Origin of the sequence: Metabacillus sp. YM-086 (assembly GCF_048059995.1) — a bacterium.
GTDB classification, from domain to species: Bacteria; Bacillota; Bacilli; order Bacillales; family Bacillaceae; genus Metabacillus; species Metabacillus litoralis_B.
This window is the reverse complement of record NZ_JBLUOI010000010.1, coordinates 81,047-97,469: the sequence shown is the minus strand read 5'-3', so window position 1 is coordinate 97,469 and position 16,423 is coordinate 81,047. Positions and strand designations below refer to the sequence as shown.

Here is a 16,423-nt window from a genome sequence, read left to right as displayed (position 1 = left end):
ATCACAATTAGCGCATAAGAAGGAGGAAGCGTATGGGTTCTATGTTTGCAGGAAATTGGATAAAAAACACATTAGGCATGTCTTCTTCAGAAGCTGGTATGATGACGATGTTTGCCACAATGATTGTATGCATTCTTTTATTTCGTTTTGGAGGGAAAAGGAGAAAAGATTCGATTTCCTTTTATTCCTCATTGCTATTTGTGGGAGCAGGGCAATTTTATAAGCGAAAATGGATAAGAGGTCTCGTCATAACTGGATTATTCGTGGGTTGTGCATTTTATAAGCTAATCGCTGGAGAAAGTTTTGCGGATCATATTATCGTTATCATGACACTTGTTTCCCCAATTGAAGCTTTTGTGACAGGAGATGAAGGTAATTCTTCTGGATATTCTAGCAGTAGTTCAAGTTCTAGTTCAAGCTCTGGAGGAAGCAGTTATGGCTTAGCTGACCAAATGGAAGATGAACAATTAGGTCGTTTTCAGGATGATTTGCATGATATGTCTAATGATTTTAATGATCACTATTAATTTGTTACTCTTAAATAAATATTACTAATTGTAAAAACTCTGAAAAGATCTTTCGTTGTATAGCGAGAGATCTTTTGGTGTAGTGAATGAAAGAACTATACTATATAAATTTTTCTCCATCAGGGTCTTTATATAAAAAGTTTAATCCAAGACAAACAGCAAGGGTATATTCTGTGGAATATGGAATGTATCAAGTTGGTGGAGGTTATTTTGTAGATCAAGCAGCTCATGTTAAATTTGATAGATGAACATAGTGAATAGGTTACTAACATACTGTTTGGTTTGGAAATGGTGGAATCTAATAAGAATCCTATAGAAATCAAATAAATACAAATAGCTCTGACTCTATTGAGACAGGGCTACTTATGTAATAAGGAAATGTGAATATGCAAATTGAATAAAGCCTGGACAAAGAATCTGTCCGAAACAGCTATATATTTCTATTCCTTTATCTTCTTAATAAATTTATCCAACCTAATGTTGCAGCTTCGTTAGACTTTCTAAGATTTATCTCTTGCATTTGCTGAACGATATTAATTTCTTTCATTTGTTGATCATGGCGTTTTTCTTGTTCAAATAAATTTAAAGCCTCTTTTAAAGAATCTGCTCTTTTATTAATTAAGTAGGATTCTAACTTTGTTAACGCATAATAATTAATATATGTTTTCGGGATATGTATAGGGTTAATATCCTCTTCAATTTCATTCATGAGCCTTTGTAATTCGTTAATCCTCGTTTTATTCTTTTTCACTCTTCTTTTTACACTTAATTTTGGTGCAATAAACAACAAATAAATTAAACCAAATAGAATAATTGCTTTCAAACCATCATCTAATGAGGTAAATGCAAGAATAAAGTAACTTATAAATATAATAAAGATTCTTGATTTGATACTAATTCCAATCATAGGATTTACGTAGTAATCTTGATACTCTGTGTGGAGCTTAGTATATTGTGTAACTACCTCCTTATAATGTTGAATTTCTGATAATAGTTCATCTTTTGATGCCATATAAATCTTCTCTCCAATCAATTGTAATACTTAAAAAAAACTAAATAAAAAAACCTAACAGATTTCCTCGTTAGGTTGCATGATTCATATAATCTCTAGAAATTAGATTTATAGATGTTTTGCAACCCGACGATCATAGTGGGTTAAACCACCTTAGACTCGTAGCTTTGCGTCCCAATCTTTCAATTGGTTTGCCGTGAATATTTTTTTAATACTTTAGCATTATATCATTTATAGTAATAAAGGAACAGACCTCTTACCCTTTATATACTTGCCTCTATAGATTAGATGTATTTTACTGTATTAAAATTTTAAAAAAGTAAATAAACTGCAGGATTTCCTTAGATAATGTCGAAATTAACTCATATCTCCGGTTTTTTTCCCCTACAGAGTCAGCTCAACTTTTTTCCATTAAATAATAATTTGATATAAGGAGGCCATGCCTTTGACAGTAAAAATCTCAAGCGTTGGTTTAAGAGGTTTAGAAGGTTATAGAGTTCAAGTAGAAGTACAAGTTCGCCCCGGAGTGGAGTCAATGGTCATTGTCGGACTGCCGGATGCTTCTGTAAAGAAATCAAAGGAACGTGTATTATCATCGATCCGAGCGATTGTTAATTCAGGTACAGCAGAGAAGGTAGTAGTCAATTTATCACCATCAGAACAGAGGAAAAATGGTCCGTTGTTTGATTTGCCTATTGCTCTAGGACTTCTTAAGGAAAAGAATTATATAAAGGAACAGATTCCACACGACACCATGTTCATTGGGGCTTTGTCGCTAGATGGGATGGTTGAAAGGGTCGAGGGGATGCTGCCTGCGTTAATTGCTGCTAAAAAATTGGGGTATAAGAAAGTTTTTCTTCCATACGATCCACGTGTCCCGATTGATATGTTAAACGGAATCGAGTGTGTTGTTGTTCAACATGTTCATGATGTAGTTAAGCTCTTATCTGGTGAGGCTCCTACGCCGTTACCATCAGTTACATCCTTTCCTAAGCAGGAACCCTCATTCAACGACCACCAAAAGGATTTTTCTCACATTATAGGTCATCAATTTTCAAAAGAAGCACTAGAAATAGCTGCTGCCGGAGGTCACAATGTCCTCATGAGCGGTCCACCTGGTTGTGGAAAAAGTGTGCTTGCTGAAACATTTCCGTCCATTCTTCCACCACTGTCAAAGTCAGCACAACTAGAAGTGATCAGCTTGTATCAACTTGCAAACGAAAGAATGCATGATCCACAAATGGCCCCATTTCGAAATCCGCATCATTCTGCCTCCTCCATCGCGATTATAGGTGGTGGTTCTTATTCAAAGCCAGGTGAAATCTCACTTGCCCACCATGGTGTTCTTTTCCTAGATGAAATGGCCGAATTTACAAAGAAAACCATAGATATGCTTCGTCAACCTCTAGAAACAGGAAAGGGCACTATTAGCAGGGTTCACTCAACCGTTATATATCCTACTTCTTTTATCCTCATCGGGGCTATGAATCCTTGTCCATGTGGTTACCTCGGCTCTGCCTCTCACTATTGCACATGTACTCAAAAACAAATAAAAGCTTATCGCAATCGTGTATCAGGACCTGTTTATGATCGAATGGATATCCTGCTTTCGTTGAATTCTGTTAATCTCAATCAGGCCACAGGGAAGCAAGAAAAATCCTCGGAAATGCGGGGGCGTGTAGAAAAGGCGAGGAAGAAGCAATTTACTCGGTATCAAGAACAGGTTACAAATGCAAAAGTGCCTTATGATTTATTCATTAAAACCAGCCCTTTGACTGATAAACAGCAAAAAATAATAATGCAGGAGGCAACGAAAAATCTCTGGAGTAACCGCGTTCAAATCAAAATTTTTCGCTTAGCCAGAACGATCGCAGATTTAGCAGGAGAACGACAGATAACGGATGAGTCCGTATGGAAGGCTATTCAATTAAGACGAGCAGTTTTCCGGGAACTGAGGTGAATGTTATGCCAAGGATACCAAGGAAAAAGAGTAGTAGCGGCATCTACCACGTTATGCTAAGAGGAGTAAACAAACAAACGATTTTTGAAGATGACGCCGATAGAATAAGATTTCTAGAAACCGTTAAAAAATATAAAGATCAACGCAAATATCTGCTATTTAGTTATTGTTTAATGGATAATCATGTTCATCTCTTATTGAAGGAGGAAACGGAGAGTATCTCGGAATCTATCAAGCGTATTAGCTCAAGCTATGTTTACTGGTACAACATGAAATACGATCGCTATGGGCATTTGTTTCAAGATCGTTTTAAAAGTGAAGTGGTTGAGAGTACATTTTCTTTTTTAAAGGTTTTAAGATATATACATCAAAATCCTTTAAAAGCGGGATTGACCGGGAATGTTTTCGAAAGTAAATGGACGAGTGTGAACGAGTATATTGTAAGGCCGGAAATTATTGATATAAATTATGGACTTGATTTGTTTTCTAATGATAGAAGTGATGCTATTAAACTGTATAAAGAATATATGGGACAGCCAAATGATGATGAGTGTCTAGATGATCATGTGAGAATAAGGGTAACTGATAGTGAAGTGAAAGATTACTTATGTGAAATGGGGGTTACCCATGTGAGTCTTTTGCAACAGATGGACAAAGAAAAGAGAGATTTGATCTTAAGTAGGTTGAAAGAGATGAATGGAGTTTCAGTAAGACAGCTGTCGAGAGTGACCGGCGTGTCGAGGTCTGTGATTGATCGGGTGGGTCAGGTGCTATCGGGACAGAGGGACAGGTGAACTGTCCCATAATTTTTTCAATATAAATATATAGGTAAATTACTTTATTCAGATTTTTATAATATACTTCTAGCATTTACACGATATCACAATATGTAACGTATGTAGTAGGTGTGTAACTATCTAAACAACAGAAGTTTCAACGGGACAAGGAACCTGTCCCTCTGTCGTTTTTTGTCAATTAATATACATTCCGTTCATTGAATAATCATGGTAATATTTCCTTGTTAATAATACTTTTATACTAGGAGAGAGGATTTGTTTATGAAAAAGGTTTTGCCATTATTACTTGTTTTACTATTATCTCTTAGTTTCGTACAACCACAATCAGCAGCCGCTAAGGTTATGTGGGGGGATATGGAACTTAAAAAAGGCCAAATTGGTCGAGTAACAATGCTGAAAGATGTTAATATCTACACTAAGTCTGACGATGAATATGTTAAATCAGGCACTGCTAAGAAGAATCAGTTAAACAGAGTTTATACAAATCGTAAGGGCTATTTAGGAATCGGTGGAGGAAAGTTTGTAAAAAATGATAGTTCAGTAAAGTATGAGACTCCATCTCAATCTAGATTACAAGCTGCTAATGGTGTAAGAATTGTGAAAAAAACATACCCAGGTACAAATTTTATCTATCCTCAAGTAACTGGTATGTTTGACAAAAAGGCAGAAAAGAAAATCAATGACGAGCTATATTCAATCGCTCAATCTATCAACGAAACAATCCTTAGCTTTGAAGAGGAAGAAGCTGCTGCAAGAGAAGATTGGGATGACTATGGATACGGAGATTTTTGGGATTGGGAATATGATTTTACATTCGAAATTCACTATAACCAAGAACATCGTCTAAGTGTTCTTTTTAGAGAGTATGCCTATACAGGTGGTGCTCATGGTATGAGCGGTATTTACACATTGAATTTTGATTGTTTAACTGGAAACACAATTAACTTATCATCAGCAATCAAGGGAAAAACAAAAACAGTTAGAAACTATGCATATAATGATTTACGAAACCAAGAAAAACGTGGCGAAGAAATGTTATTATTAGATTCCGTAAACCAAATTGTCATTAACGACAGTGATCGACCATGGGTTTACAATGCAAAAGGAGTTAAACTATTCTTCCAAGAATACGAAGTAGCCCCATACGCATCAGGAAACCCAGAAGTGATTGTACCTTCTGTTGTTTATAATTGAGGTATAATTGAGGGACAGGTTCCTTGTCCCAGCGATTTATGGAATTCGTCGAAGTTCCTGAGGTGTAATTGAATAGTAAGTAAAAGTAAACTAGCGACTTTCAATGGAAAGATCGCTAGTTTTTTTGTGGTAAATCAGTAATGGATAACGTCATATCTTTTGTATGATTTACCACTCATTATAATGGATGGGACAAAGTGCCTGTCCCCATGTCCCTGTAGAAATGTTATCCTAATAATAGGAAACTTTTAAAATAGTGTGGAGGTATGTATTCTTGAAATCAAACAATAAAAAAGTAGGTTTTCTAGTTGCAGCGATCGTTGTTGTGATTATCTTAGTTGGGCTTATCATTTGGGGCATAAATAAAGGTAATGATGCTACTAAGGAAGAGTCTCAACAAGAAGAGAGTCAAACAACTGAACAAACAGAAGATTCAGCAGATAGTTCAAACGAAGAGGAAAAGTCAGAGGTGAAGAATGAGGCTGAACTTCTAACAGTAGAAAAGTATAAACAAATTGAAAATGGCATGACATATGATGAAGTGAAACAAATCATCGGTTCCGATGGGGAAATCATGTCCGAGGCAGGAGAAAAAGGATCCGAGGTTCACACAGTTATGTATAAGTGGGAAACTGGCGATGAAAATAAAGCCGCAAACTTTACGTTTCAAGGTGGACAACTGATTGATAAGACTCAGATTGGGTTGGAATAGGGGGACAGGTTCCTTGTCCCTCTGTATATCTATTAAAAGGAAATTGAAAGTAGATATGGGTTTTCTAGACTAAGTTATTAAAGGGTTGTCCATACAGGACAACCCTTGTTTTAAATAGGAAAATGTTTAAGAAGGTAAACCAGACCTATGATTAAATATGGTAGGAAAGGAAAGCCAAAATTGGACAAGGAACCTGTCCCTATAACAAATAAACCCGAACCATTCCGAGGCCTTTTACGTTAATTTTTCCGCGTTCGATAAAGTCGAATTTATCTTTGAGGATCGTGAAGGTAGCTTCGGATACTTGGACTTTGCCATTAATGCCTGTTGATTCCATTCGAGAGGCGGTATTAACGGTGTCTCCCCACATGTCATAGGCGAATTTATTTTTACCAATGACTCCAGCAACGACTGGGCCAGTGTGGATGCCAATTCGAATATGTAATGGTAATTTTGCTTGCTCTTTAAGTGAAGAAATAACTTTTATCATATCTTCAGCTAAATGGACGATCTTCTCAGCGGATTCCCTTGAATCAGATCCTACCTTCGATGACACCATATAAGAGTCTCCAATTGTTTTAATTTTTTCCACATCATATTTCTCGGAAAGTTCATCAAAAGCGGTGAATATTGTATTTAAAATCATAACCAGCTCGGAAGCGGGGAGAACACGAGAAATTTTAGTGAACCCTACAAGGTCAGCAAAAAGGATCGTAACATGCTCATGACTATCAGCAATAACGGTATCACCAGATTTAAGCCTATTAACCACATGAACAGGCAATATATTTAATAATAACTCTTCTGATGCTCTGCGCTCCTCTTCAATGATTTTTTGAAAAATAAAATCCCGTCGGCTGAAATATTCTAAAAAATAGCATGTTGTTGTGCAAAGTAAAGAAAAAGCACCTAGCATGAAAATAATTAACTTTATGATGAGAATTTGTTCCTCGGATGCAACAGGGAACTGGTAGAATACTGCAACAAAGGCATAGCTAAGGATATAAAACAAAGCTAAAATATTCGCAGCAACAAAGCGAATTCGTACCATACAGTAGGTAACAGCAATGAGGAGAAACACACCTATAAAGTAATAGTTAAATGATATATCATCAGGTTCACTAATCATCATAATCCATTTTAGCCCTATATCAATGGAAAGGAGAATAATAGATATATATAACTGTGAAAAAGCTTGAAACTTTCCTGAAAAATTTAATATATAAACAAAGACAAGAATAACTAGTGAAATAAATCGGATGGCAACCATCTTTCTTTGTTCAACAGCCGGAAAGCTTGCCAAATCAAAGAGCATTAAGGAGATAACAAACACAATTCCAACGGGTATATACCAAACTGCATATTGTGCAGTGAGCTGGTTATAGGCAGTGATATACTGCTTTTCCATTTCGTGAGGAAACTTAAGCTTTTTAGAGTTTATGAGTAATTCTTCGAGACTTTTCATCTTTTCACCAATCATCTAAAAAAATAAATTAAAATGTAATACAGGTTACAGAATAGAACCACTAACCATGTTATCTTGTTAGGTAGTAAAAATAAGAAAGGCTGTGACCAATTGAGCTATCTTCTACTGATTTATGCGCATTTTCTCGGAGACTATCCGCTACAAGGGAAATACCTAGCTGAAACAAAGGGTAAAAACATAATAAGTCTGATTGCGCACTCTGTGATATGGACAGGTACAGTATCGATAGCGGGTTTTCTCATTGGCTTTCAAGTCACTTTTGTTGATGTGATATTCCTATTTGTTGTCCATGGAATCATCGATTATTTAAAAGCAAATCAGCTTTGGTTTTTTCGTAAACTTAGCCCTGAAGGACTGGGTTTAGTTGTAGATCAATTGCTTCATGGCGTTCAAATACTTATTTTTGCTTTATCAAACTATTAGTCATACACCAACTTGCTCTTCTAAATGAGTTAGTTTTTTAATTGAAATCTTTTTACTTTCTATACTAATCGTATTGCTCTGCTGTAATTCTACTAACACCTTTGAAACAGTTTCTCTAACGACGCCTGACATATCAGCAATTTGTTGATGTGTTAGCTTAAGGTCAATTAAAATTTCTCCTTCAATTATTACCCCATAATCCTCGGACAAATCAATTAGTGTTTTAAGAATTCGAGTTCTAGCGTCTAAACTTGTTAGACTTCTAATCATTTCATTGGCTTTACGCAGTCGTTTCATTGAAACATATAATAGCTTAATCGAAATGTGAGGATTTTTTTCTAGTAACTTAGTAAAGTCTGATCGATGAATAGTATAAACAGTACAAGGTTGTAGGGCCTCAGCGTTGGCCGAGCGCTGTTCATTGTATTGAAGAATCCCCATTTCTCCAAAATAATCTCCATCTTTTAAAATCGTCAAAATGGTTTCTCTCGTAAAATCCTCTCTGAAGATTTTGACACTACCTTTTTCGATAATAAAAAGTTCTTCTCCATAATCTCCTTCGTGAAAAAGAGTTGTCCCCTTTTTAAATGTTTTCTCACGGAACAGTCTTTGAACTTCAGACAATTCTTCTTCGTTTAAATCATGAAATAAGTCGATGCTTTCTAAAAGTTGTCTTGGAATGTTTGTCATGTTTTTTACCTCAAAAGTACTAGGAAGTATGATAGAAAATGTGATCAATTTAACATTTTTTATGTTAAGGATCACACAGAATATTTCGGGTAGATACGAGATAATCATACATGAAAGAGATGAACGTTGTTAAGTAGTTTTTGGAAAAAGGATAGGAGGAAATTCCTAATAGGTGAGATAGCTAATCCTATAATTAAATTTTCTAAACATACAACTTCTGTAATGGGAGTAACAGACTGACTATTCATCTACTGTTAAAATTCTACTTAATCATAAAGTTAAGGGGGACTTATTCATGGAAGTTATTATTTATATTATTGCAGGTTTCGTTATTTACAACCTGGTAAAAAAATCAAAAAAGAAAGCAAAAGGATTATCAAGATCAAGGGTAGCTGCAGGTGTTGGAGGTGCAGCAACAGCAGCATTCTTACATCAACTAATGGAAGACCAACAACTAGATCAAGATATGATTGATCAATTAGAGCAGCTGAACTTACAGCAAATGCAGGAATTTGCCCTGCAAAATGAGCTTTTAGATCAAATGGAAATGCAAAGAATGATGGATGAATCTATGGATCCGTATTTAAATCCAGGTATTGATGTAAATATTGATGAGCACTACCATGGGCACGATCATGGCATAGATCATTCATTTAACGATCATAATCACCATCAGTTTTAAAAAATAGAATATATGTTAATATTGGCAAACTTTCCGAAAGGGTAGGACGCAAAGCTACGAGTCTAAGATTCTAACAAAATTAGAATGATGATCGTCGGGCTGCTTATACACGAACTGTATTGCGACGACTACTTGACTTGTAGTCTTTTTTTATGGGGATACTTGACTTGTAGTCTTTTTTTATGGGGACAGGTTCCTTGTCCCAAAATTAGGAGGTAGGAATATGGGATTAATTTTTCTCTTAGTTATTTTAGCTAGTTTAGTAGCTTTTTATTTATTGTTTGGGTTATTACCTAATACTCGAAAGTGGTTAAACACTTATAAGGTTGAGTGTCATGAGGAATTATCACTTCTCGAAAAAGAAATTCAACAGATTACTAGAGTTAGAGAAGACCTAGAGCGTCGTGAGAAAATACAAAATCAGGAGTTCTACGAGTTACTTGAAAAAGAAGAACAAATTGAAATAAAAAAAGAACAAATCATCAAATTAGAAGTAGAGAAGGAAATGTTAGTCAAAGATCTATCAAAGCTCCGAATGGAATATAAAGCAAAACTAGAGGAGGGATTATCATGGAATGGCTTTTAAATATAGACATGATTTTAGATTTAAAAGGTAGTGATGTGTATGCATATCTTAAAGTATTGGTTAGAGGTGTTATCCTTTATTTTCTTTCCTTCTTTTATTTAGCCGTGGGTTTCTTGATCATTGATTTAATAAGAGAGAAAAGGGGATCATCAAATCAAATGATGAACTTTATCATCACTCTATTTTTCCCATTCATATCTTCATATATTTACAATGATTATGAAGCTGAATATAGAGTGAAAATAGATGCTGGGTTTCATACAATATTATTTGCTGCTGGAGTTTTATCACTTCAACCTGAAACATTAGAAATTATTCCATCATTTCATTTCGTGTTTTACAGTCTCCTTGTTACAGCACTTTTATCCATTCACCTTCGAAATCAAGCACTAACAAAACTAGCAAGTAAGGAAGAATACTTCAGAAGAGAAGTAGAAAAGGTCGTAACGAAGAAAGATCAGTTAATAGCATTAAATGAAGTTAAAGAAAAGGAATTACAAGAAATGAAGAAAGAATTCATATGGAAGAAAAAAGCAGTCACAACGGACTTGTATATTCACAATAAAGAATTAGAAGGCTTAGAAAAAACATTAAAACCTAAAAGACGGCTGGCCAATTCTCTCATATTAAACACAATTATTTTGAAAGAGTTAGACAGATGTAAAGAAAATGACTATGAAATTGCGATCGATTCAAATGTATTTATGAAATTAAACAATGATTTATGTGACATCATCAAAAAATACAAAGTAGTCATAAGCCCTATTGTTTGAGATGAATGGAACGGATTAAAGAAAAATGAAGACCGAAATATTAGGGCAGCTGCTGCAAGAGCAAGTGATTTGTTCGATTATATGGTTAGCATAGGGAATGCAAGAGAAATTACGATGACTGAGGAACAGATCATTCAATTTAAAAAGGGTCTCACGATTAAGCTGACAAAAAAAGAAAATGATGATCGCATTATCGAGCATTATGCGTATGAAATGGAACATGGCAATTCTTCTATCATTGTAGCTTCAGATGATACAAACTTCGTAACGTCATCAAGATTAGCAGGACTAAAGGTAATGGAAATAAAAATACCACAATATTCATCAAATTGGAGTGAGTTAATTGCATAGTAGAAAAATGGAACGTGTAAGTGCGATGGGAATGTACGTATTTTCTTTCATGTTATTTCTATTAAGCGTCATAAACATGGCGTCATTTCTGGAACTAGGGTACGTGGCAATTCATATGGATGTTTACTTTTGTTTTGTTGGTGCAACAATTGCCATCTCATTATTATTTTATAGTGAAATAACATTTAGGCTTTTAAAAGGGATGAAAAAAATATAGGAATAGGTGTAGAAGTAGTCTTTCAAGTGAAAAGGAGCTCTTACGTCAGAAGCTATCAGTCAAATAATAGTAAAAACTTTTTTTGGAAAAAATGATATTTATCTGGAAAAACACTAAAAAAGACCTTATAATCAACATGACTAAATAACTATAAAATAACTTTCATTATGAAAATAGTAATGGTTCAATGACGATAATTGAATAGCTTTATTTTTGGCAAACTTTCCGAAAGGGTAGGACGCAAAGCCACGAGTCTAATATTCTATTAAATTAGAATGATGATCGTCGGGCTACCGATACACGAACTGTATTGTTACGACTACTGGCCGAAATATGTCTAGTAGTCTTTTTTATTTTAAAAAGGAGAAGTGAAGAGATGGCAACGATACATAAAGGCAGCAATGCTTTATCAAAGAAGGCAAACACATATTTAACCCTAGGTATCCTGTTTTGGATTCCACCAATAGCTTACTTCATTGCATTTTTCCAAGGCTTTCACTTTAATGGTATTTTTCATCTATTACCTATTGTACCGGGTTGGATTGGTGCCTACTTTTGGAGGAAATATTCAACATTGCGTGCTGGAATAAGTGGAGAAGAGCGTACAACAGAAATCCTGGCCAATCTCCCGGAAGGCTATGAGGTCTATAGTTCTGTTCAGCTTTCTACTGAGGAAGGAAGGGCTGAGCTTGATCATGTCATTATTGGGAAAAATGGAGTTTTTGTTGTTGAAGTGAAAAATCATAATGGAACCATTGCAGGTAATGAAGAAGACAGATCATGGACTCAACATAAGGTAGGGCGCAAAGGCGGAGAGTACTCAAAGGAAATGAGAAATCCAGTAAAACAGGTAAGACGTCAGGTTCATATCTTATCAAAGCATTTATCAAAAAATGGTATTAAAGTTTGGGTAGAAGGAAGTGTATTCTTCTCAAACCCTCAAGTAGAGGTATATGTAGAAACAAAGAAAACACCAGTTTTTACTTCATCATATGACCTACATGAATTCCTAACGAACTACAAACCAAGATACAACATAAAAGAAGCTGAATTAGAAACAGTGAAAAAACTTGTGAGCTAATATGGAGGAATTGATATGAAAATGAAACTAGTATTAGGTAGCTTATTTATTGCAGGAGCATTGGCAGGATGCTCGCAAAATGAGGAAGCAGCAAAAACAGAAGAAGAAATTCGTGAGGAAGTAAAAGCAGAGCTAGAGCAAGAAATGAAAGATGACTTAAAAGAAACATTGAAGGAAGAAATAAAGGCTGAATTAACGGAAACCGAGATTGCTTCTACTACTCAGAGCACAACGGAAAAGCAGGCATCTTCATCAAATTTTGACTTATCAAATCTAGAACCATATACAACAACTCATTTAACATTTTCTAATTATTCAATGACAAAACAAAGTGATGGTTACCTATTAGTGATGGATGTAGAAAACACTAACAAAGAATTTGATGTTGCCTTTGGCTGGGGAACTGCAGGAACGGCAACTCTTATCACAACAGAAGGAAAATACACAGAAAACTTCCCACACATGGAAAAGCTCCAAGCAGGCACTACTAAAAGCTACACCTTCAAATTTACAGAAGCAAGCGGTGAACCCCAGGAACTAATAGTAAGTAACGTATTAGTCGTTGACCAACAAGGAGGCATGCTTCCAAAACCAGGCAGCAACGAAGAGTTTACCATTTCGCTGAAGTAGGGACAGGTTCCTTGTCCCACCTTACTGTTTAACTTGTTTGTGAGGGATACCTTAATAATCTCAAAAAATAAAGAACCCCATACTACTTAAAAGAGAGAGTATGGGGTTTTTCATTAATATAAATCTACTAATAGCTGCAGAAAAAATGAATTAATAATATTGGATGTCAATTATTTGTGAGAATATTCAAAAATAGCTATACATCATTAACCTAAATCTAGTATGATTATCTTATATAATTTTCAAGAGATATGTGTAAAAAGTACCAGCTATTTGTCTGTTTTAGTCTAAATATAGGCAAAAATGAAAGCGCTTAATTTTCTAGGAGGAGGAAACAAAAATGAACCTTAAATTCCTTAACTCAATCCGCACAAAATTATTACTTTTCAGTTTGCTATTATTAATTATTCCTAGCGCGGTTATTGGGTTCACTAGTTACAACAAAACAGTCGGTGAACTAGATACAGCAGGTCAAGCCCAGCTAAAAAATAACGTTCAACTAGTCTTGGAAATGATTGACCTATTAAATAGCGAAGTTGAACAAGGAACCATGACTCTTGAAGAAGCACAGGATCAAGTAAAGACTGTTATTCTTGGAGATAAAGGGGCTGATGGGACTAGACCTATCAATAAGGATATTGATGTTGGCGAACACGGCTATGTTTTTGTGATTTCAGATGATGGGTCATTAATTGCCCACCCTAGTAAAGAAGGGGAAAATATCTGGGATTCAGAGGACCCGAATGGAACAAAGGTTGGTAAAGAGATAGTAGAACAGGCGCTAAATGGCAATGGTTTTTCAACATATGATTGGCCTTTACCTGATAATCCTGATAAAGTTGAACCAAAAATCACCTTTGCAGAGCAAGATCCTCATTGGGGCTGGATTGTTTCCGCTGGTACGTATACGATGGATTTTAACCAAGGAGCAAACAGTGTATTAATGAATCTATTAATCACATTAGGGGCATCAATCATAATAGGAGTTATTGTTGTTACCTTGTTTTCCGGAGTTATGGCAAGGCCCGTTATTGCCATCACAGAAAGGTCAAAAAGTGTGGCAAACGGTGATTTAACAGTAGAACCACTACCTTTTAAATCAAAAGATGAAATTGGTGAATTAGCAGAGAATTTTAATAGAATGGTTGATAGTTTAAAAGGGTTAATTAAGCAAGTTGGGGATTCTGCGGAAAAAGTAGCGGCATCCTCTGAAGAGCTAACAGCAGGTTCGGAGCTGACAAAAAAGGCAACCGAGCAGATTTCAACATCCATTCAAGAAGTTGCAATCGGATCAGAGAAACAGGTGTTGAGTACAAGTCATGCTAACCATACAGTAACAGAAATTTCAAAAGGTATGAATCAGGTTGCAAGTGCGATACAAGAGGTAGCTAAACTTACTGTACAAACAAATGAATCTGCAAATAATGGAAGCAAAGTTGTTAGTCAAACGATTGAGCAAATGACGCTGGTGAAGGATAAGGTGAAAACAACCTCTAATGTAGTGAATAGTCTTGGTGAAAAAACAAAGGAAATTAATGAAATTGTTTATTTCATAACAGAGCTCGCTAGTCAAACAAACTTATTAGCTCTTAACGCAGCAATTGAGGCAGCTAGAGCTGGGGAACAAGGGAAAGGATTTGCCATCGTGGCTGATGAGGTTCGCAAATTGGCTGAACAGTCAGGTCAAGCTGCTGGGAAAATTCAAAAATCTATAAGTCTTATTCAAAATGAGGCAACCCAGGCTGTACATTCTATGAATGAAGGAACGGCTGTTGTAGAAGAAGGAATCAAAATGGTCCATCAAACAGGTGAGACCTTCCATGGGATAGCAGAATTGATTGAACAAGTTACCTCCCAAACGCAGGAAGTATCTACGATTGTAGAAGAAGTAAATTCAAGGTCGCAAAATGTGGTAGGAATCGTGGAGGAAGTAGCCCACATATCAGAGCAGTCATCCTCCAACACTCAACAAGTAGCAGCTGCTGCAGAAGAACAAAGTGCTTCAATGGATGAAATTGCTGGCTCAACAGAATCCTTGAGTAAGATGGCGCAGGAGTTGCAGGGGGTTATTCAGAAGTTTAGGTTGTAGGGGGGACAGGTTCCTTGTCCCAACCAGAAGTTTCGCAGGGTGGGGCTACGGGGACAGGTTCCACGTCCCAACCAAAAGTTGTTGAAGAAAGCTCATGCGAGAGAAATCTTGCGTGGGCTTTTTGCTTTCTAGAAAACTCTTTTAAACGGGACAGGGGACCTGTCCCTCCGGCCCCCCACCCCTTAAGAGTGGGACAAGGAACCTGTCCCCTTATACTCCCCAGGTGTGCACCCCTTTTGCTTCTTAAATAACCGAATAAAGTAACTATGATTTTGGAAGCCTACGTCCATGGCGATGTCTAGGATTTTTCGGTCGGATTTTTGTAATAAAGTGCAGGCTTTGCTGATTCTAATTGTGTTAATGTATTCCATTGGAGTCATGCGGACTAGTGATTTGAAAAATCGGCTAAAGTGGCCTTCGCTCATTTGAACTTGTGAGGCTAGGTCCATGACTGTTAGCTTTTGTTTGTAGTTTTGGTCAATATATTGCAGAACTTTTTTTAATAGTTCTGTTTTTGTTAAGTCTTTTTCGGTTACTTCTTCGTTATGAATCCAGGCTTGTTTTCTTAATATATCTGCAAATAATAAAAACAAGTAACCTTTTATTTTTAGTTCATAGCTTGCGTCTTTTGTTGAATATGCCTCGATGATGTTGACGATTGATTTTAGCATGTTTTTTTCATCTGTTGTGTTAGGTTTGATGATCAGTGAATGAAACAATGAGAAGTTTTTTATAAATTGGATGTAGTTACTTTCAATCAAGTCATAACCAAAGCTTCTTAGTAGGTTAATATGAAAAACAATTGCATGGATTTTGAACGGTTGATCATCACAAGGATACGCCCCGTGTAATTGTTCGCTTGGAATTAAACAAGCACTACCAGCACTTAAGCGATGCTTTCTAGTTCCAATTTGTAAATTGATTTGACCTTCCTCAACATAAATAAACTCCAACTCAGGATGCCAATGCATATTAATAATGACTTGACCGTCTAAGTAGTCAACCATGTATACCCGGAGCGGAAATAATGAATCCCCATGTACTCGATCTTCAAGTAAGTTATGTTTATTTATTGCTATCACCTTCTAAAAAATATCAGAATTGTGCTACTTCTTGTTTTAATTGTACAAGAATTACCTGATTTTTATCAATATAATTATATCTGTAAGTAGGATGAATGACCTACAGCAAAATAAGGAAGAGAAGCTGCAGT

At 35.9% G+C, this 16,423-nt stretch carries 18 protein-coding genes, 1 pseudogene and 3 riboswitches; of the genes and pseudogenes, 15 read left to right on the top strand and 4 right to left on the bottom strand.

The features are described from left to right. Nucleotides 1-32 precede the first annotated feature (32 nt). Both ACEWK1_RS06865 and ACEWK1_RS06860 read left to right on the top strand, forming a co-directional pair. On the top strand, nt 33-527 hold the full coding sequence (locus ACEWK1_RS06865) for a hypothetical protein (protein ID WP_212135571.1): 495 nt from the start codon (nt 33-35) through the stop codon (nt 525-527). Between the two features lie 86 nt (nt 528-613). Continuing rightward, nucleotides 614-775, top strand: a complete 162-nt coding sequence (locus ACEWK1_RS06860) for a hypothetical protein (protein ID WP_212135573.1) — start codon at nt 614-616, stop codon at nt 773-775. Between the two features lie 200 nt (nt 776-975). Here the strand turns inward: ACEWK1_RS06860 and ACEWK1_RS06855 are convergent, their stop codons facing one another. After that, nucleotides 976-1,539: a hypothetical protein gene (locus tag ACEWK1_RS06855; protein WP_121663745.1), complete on the bottom strand. Its 564-nt coding sequence runs from the start codon at nt 1,537-1,539 to the stop codon at nt 976-978. A 117-nt stretch (nt 1,540-1,656) separates the two neighbouring features. Further along, a riboswitch (cyclic di-GMP riboswitch) is annotated at nt 1,657-1,745 on the bottom strand. 239 nt (nt 1,746-1,984) lie between these two features. Here ACEWK1_RS06855 and ACEWK1_RS06850 point away from each other — a divergent pair. From ACEWK1_RS06850 to ACEWK1_RS06835, 4 genes are all read left to right on the top strand, one after another. Then, nucleotides 1,985-3,499, top strand: coding sequence for a YifB family Mg chelatase-like AAA ATPase (locus ACEWK1_RS06850; protein WP_212135575.1), 1,515 nt, complete (start codon nt 1,985-1,987; stop codon nt 3,497-3,499). Then, complete coding sequence (locus ACEWK1_RS06845; protein WP_232273769.1) at nt 3,451-4,293, top strand: transposase; 843 nt, start codon at nt 3,451-3,453, stop codon at nt 4,291-4,293. The genes ACEWK1_RS06850 and ACEWK1_RS06845 overlap by 49 nt, the downstream gene beginning before the upstream one ends. Before the next feature lie 264 nt (nt 4,294-4,557). Beyond that, nucleotides 4,558-5,490, top strand: a complete 933-nt coding sequence (locus tag ACEWK1_RS06840) for a DUF3298 and DUF4163 domain-containing protein (RefSeq protein WP_212135968.1) — start codon at nt 4,558-4,560, stop codon at nt 5,488-5,490. Nucleotides 5,491-5,764: 274 nt separating this feature from the next. Then, nucleotides 5,765-6,202, top strand: a complete 438-nt coding sequence (locus ACEWK1_RS06835) for a DUF3862 domain-containing protein (RefSeq protein WP_232273770.1) — start codon at nt 5,765-5,767, stop codon at nt 6,200-6,202. A 199-nt stretch (nt 6,203-6,401) separates the two neighbouring features. Here ACEWK1_RS06835 and ACEWK1_RS06830 read toward each other — a convergent pair whose 3' ends face one another. Continuing rightward, entirely contained in the window at nt 6,402-7,667 is a 1,266-nt protein-coding gene (locus ACEWK1_RS06830; protein ID WP_212135577.1) for an adenylate/guanylate cyclase domain-containing protein, read from the bottom strand. Between the two features lie 111 nt (nt 7,668-7,778). Between ACEWK1_RS06830 and ACEWK1_RS06825 the strand changes: the two genes are divergently transcribed. Next, a complete protein-coding gene (locus ACEWK1_RS06825) occupies nt 7,779-8,111 on the top strand; it encodes a DUF3307 domain-containing protein (protein WP_212135579.1) in 333 nt (110 codons plus the stop codon). Here ACEWK1_RS06825 and ACEWK1_RS06820 read toward each other — a convergent pair whose 3' ends face one another. Next, entirely contained in the window at nt 8,112-8,801 is a 690-nt protein-coding gene (locus tag ACEWK1_RS06820) for a Crp/Fnr family transcriptional regulator (protein WP_212135581.1), read from the bottom strand. Nucleotides 8,802-9,096: 295 nt separating this feature from the next. On the opposite strand from ACEWK1_RS06820, the gene ACEWK1_RS06815 reads away from it, so the two are divergent. From ACEWK1_RS06815 to ACEWK1_RS06780, 8 genes and pseudogenes are all read left to right on the top strand, one after another. Further along, nucleotides 9,097-9,483 carry a hypothetical protein gene (locus ACEWK1_RS06815; protein ID WP_212135583.1) on the top strand — a complete coding sequence of 129 codons (387 nt, stop codon included), beginning with the start codon at nt 9,097-9,099 and terminating at the stop codon, nt 9,481-9,483. Between the two features lie 13 nt (nt 9,484-9,496). Next, nucleotides 9,497-9,590, top strand: a riboswitch (cyclic di-GMP riboswitch). 116 nt (nt 9,591-9,706) lie between these two features. Beyond that, a complete protein-coding gene (locus ACEWK1_RS06810) occupies nt 9,707-10,069 on the top strand; it encodes a hypothetical protein (protein WP_121663738.1) in 363 nt (120 codons plus the stop codon). Continuing rightward, on the top strand, nt 10,054-10,842 hold the full coding sequence (locus tag ACEWK1_RS06805; RefSeq protein ID WP_212135584.1) for a hypothetical protein: 789 nt from the start codon (nt 10,054-10,056) through the stop codon (nt 10,840-10,842). Before ACEWK1_RS06810 ends, ACEWK1_RS06805 begins: the two co-directional genes overlap by 16 nt. 15 nt (nt 10,843-10,857) lie before the next feature. Then, nucleotides 10,858-11,193: pseudogene (locus ACEWK1_RS06800) on the top strand (PIN domain-containing protein); the annotation flags it as partial. After that, the gene (locus tag ACEWK1_RS06795; protein WP_212135586.1) at nt 11,186-11,410 is read left to right on the top strand and encodes a hypothetical protein; all 225 of its coding nucleotides are present in this window, start codon (nt 11,186-11,188) and stop codon (nt 11,408-11,410) included. The pseudogene ACEWK1_RS06800 and the gene ACEWK1_RS06795, both read left to right, overlap by 8 nt. Before the next feature lie 205 nt (nt 11,411-11,615). Beyond that, nucleotides 11,616-11,708: riboswitch (cyclic di-GMP riboswitch) on the top strand. Between the two features lie 78 nt (nt 11,709-11,786). After that, the gene (locus tag ACEWK1_RS06790) at nt 11,787-12,491 is read left to right on the top strand and encodes a nuclease-related domain-containing protein (protein ID WP_212135588.1); all 705 of its coding nucleotides are present in this window, start codon (nt 11,787-11,789) and stop codon (nt 12,489-12,491) included. Nucleotides 12,492-12,506: 15 nt separating this feature from the next. Next, nucleotides 12,507-13,121 (top strand): hypothetical protein, encoded by a 615-nt coding sequence (locus ACEWK1_RS06785; protein WP_212135591.1) that lies wholly within the window; start codon nt 12,507-12,509, stop codon nt 13,119-13,121. A 340-nt stretch (nt 13,122-13,461) separates the two neighbouring features. Next, complete coding sequence (locus ACEWK1_RS06780; protein ID WP_416635792.1) at nt 13,462-15,210, top strand: methyl-accepting chemotaxis protein; 1,749 nt, start codon at nt 13,462-13,464, stop codon at nt 15,208-15,210. Nucleotides 15,211-15,392: 182 nt separating this feature from the next. On the opposite strand, the gene ACEWK1_RS06775 is transcribed toward ACEWK1_RS06780, so the two are convergent. Continuing rightward, entirely contained in the window at nt 15,393-16,217 is an 825-nt protein-coding gene (locus ACEWK1_RS06775) for an AraC family transcriptional regulator (RefSeq protein WP_212135595.1), read from the bottom strand. Between the last annotated feature and the right edge of the window lie 206 nt (nt 16,218-16,423).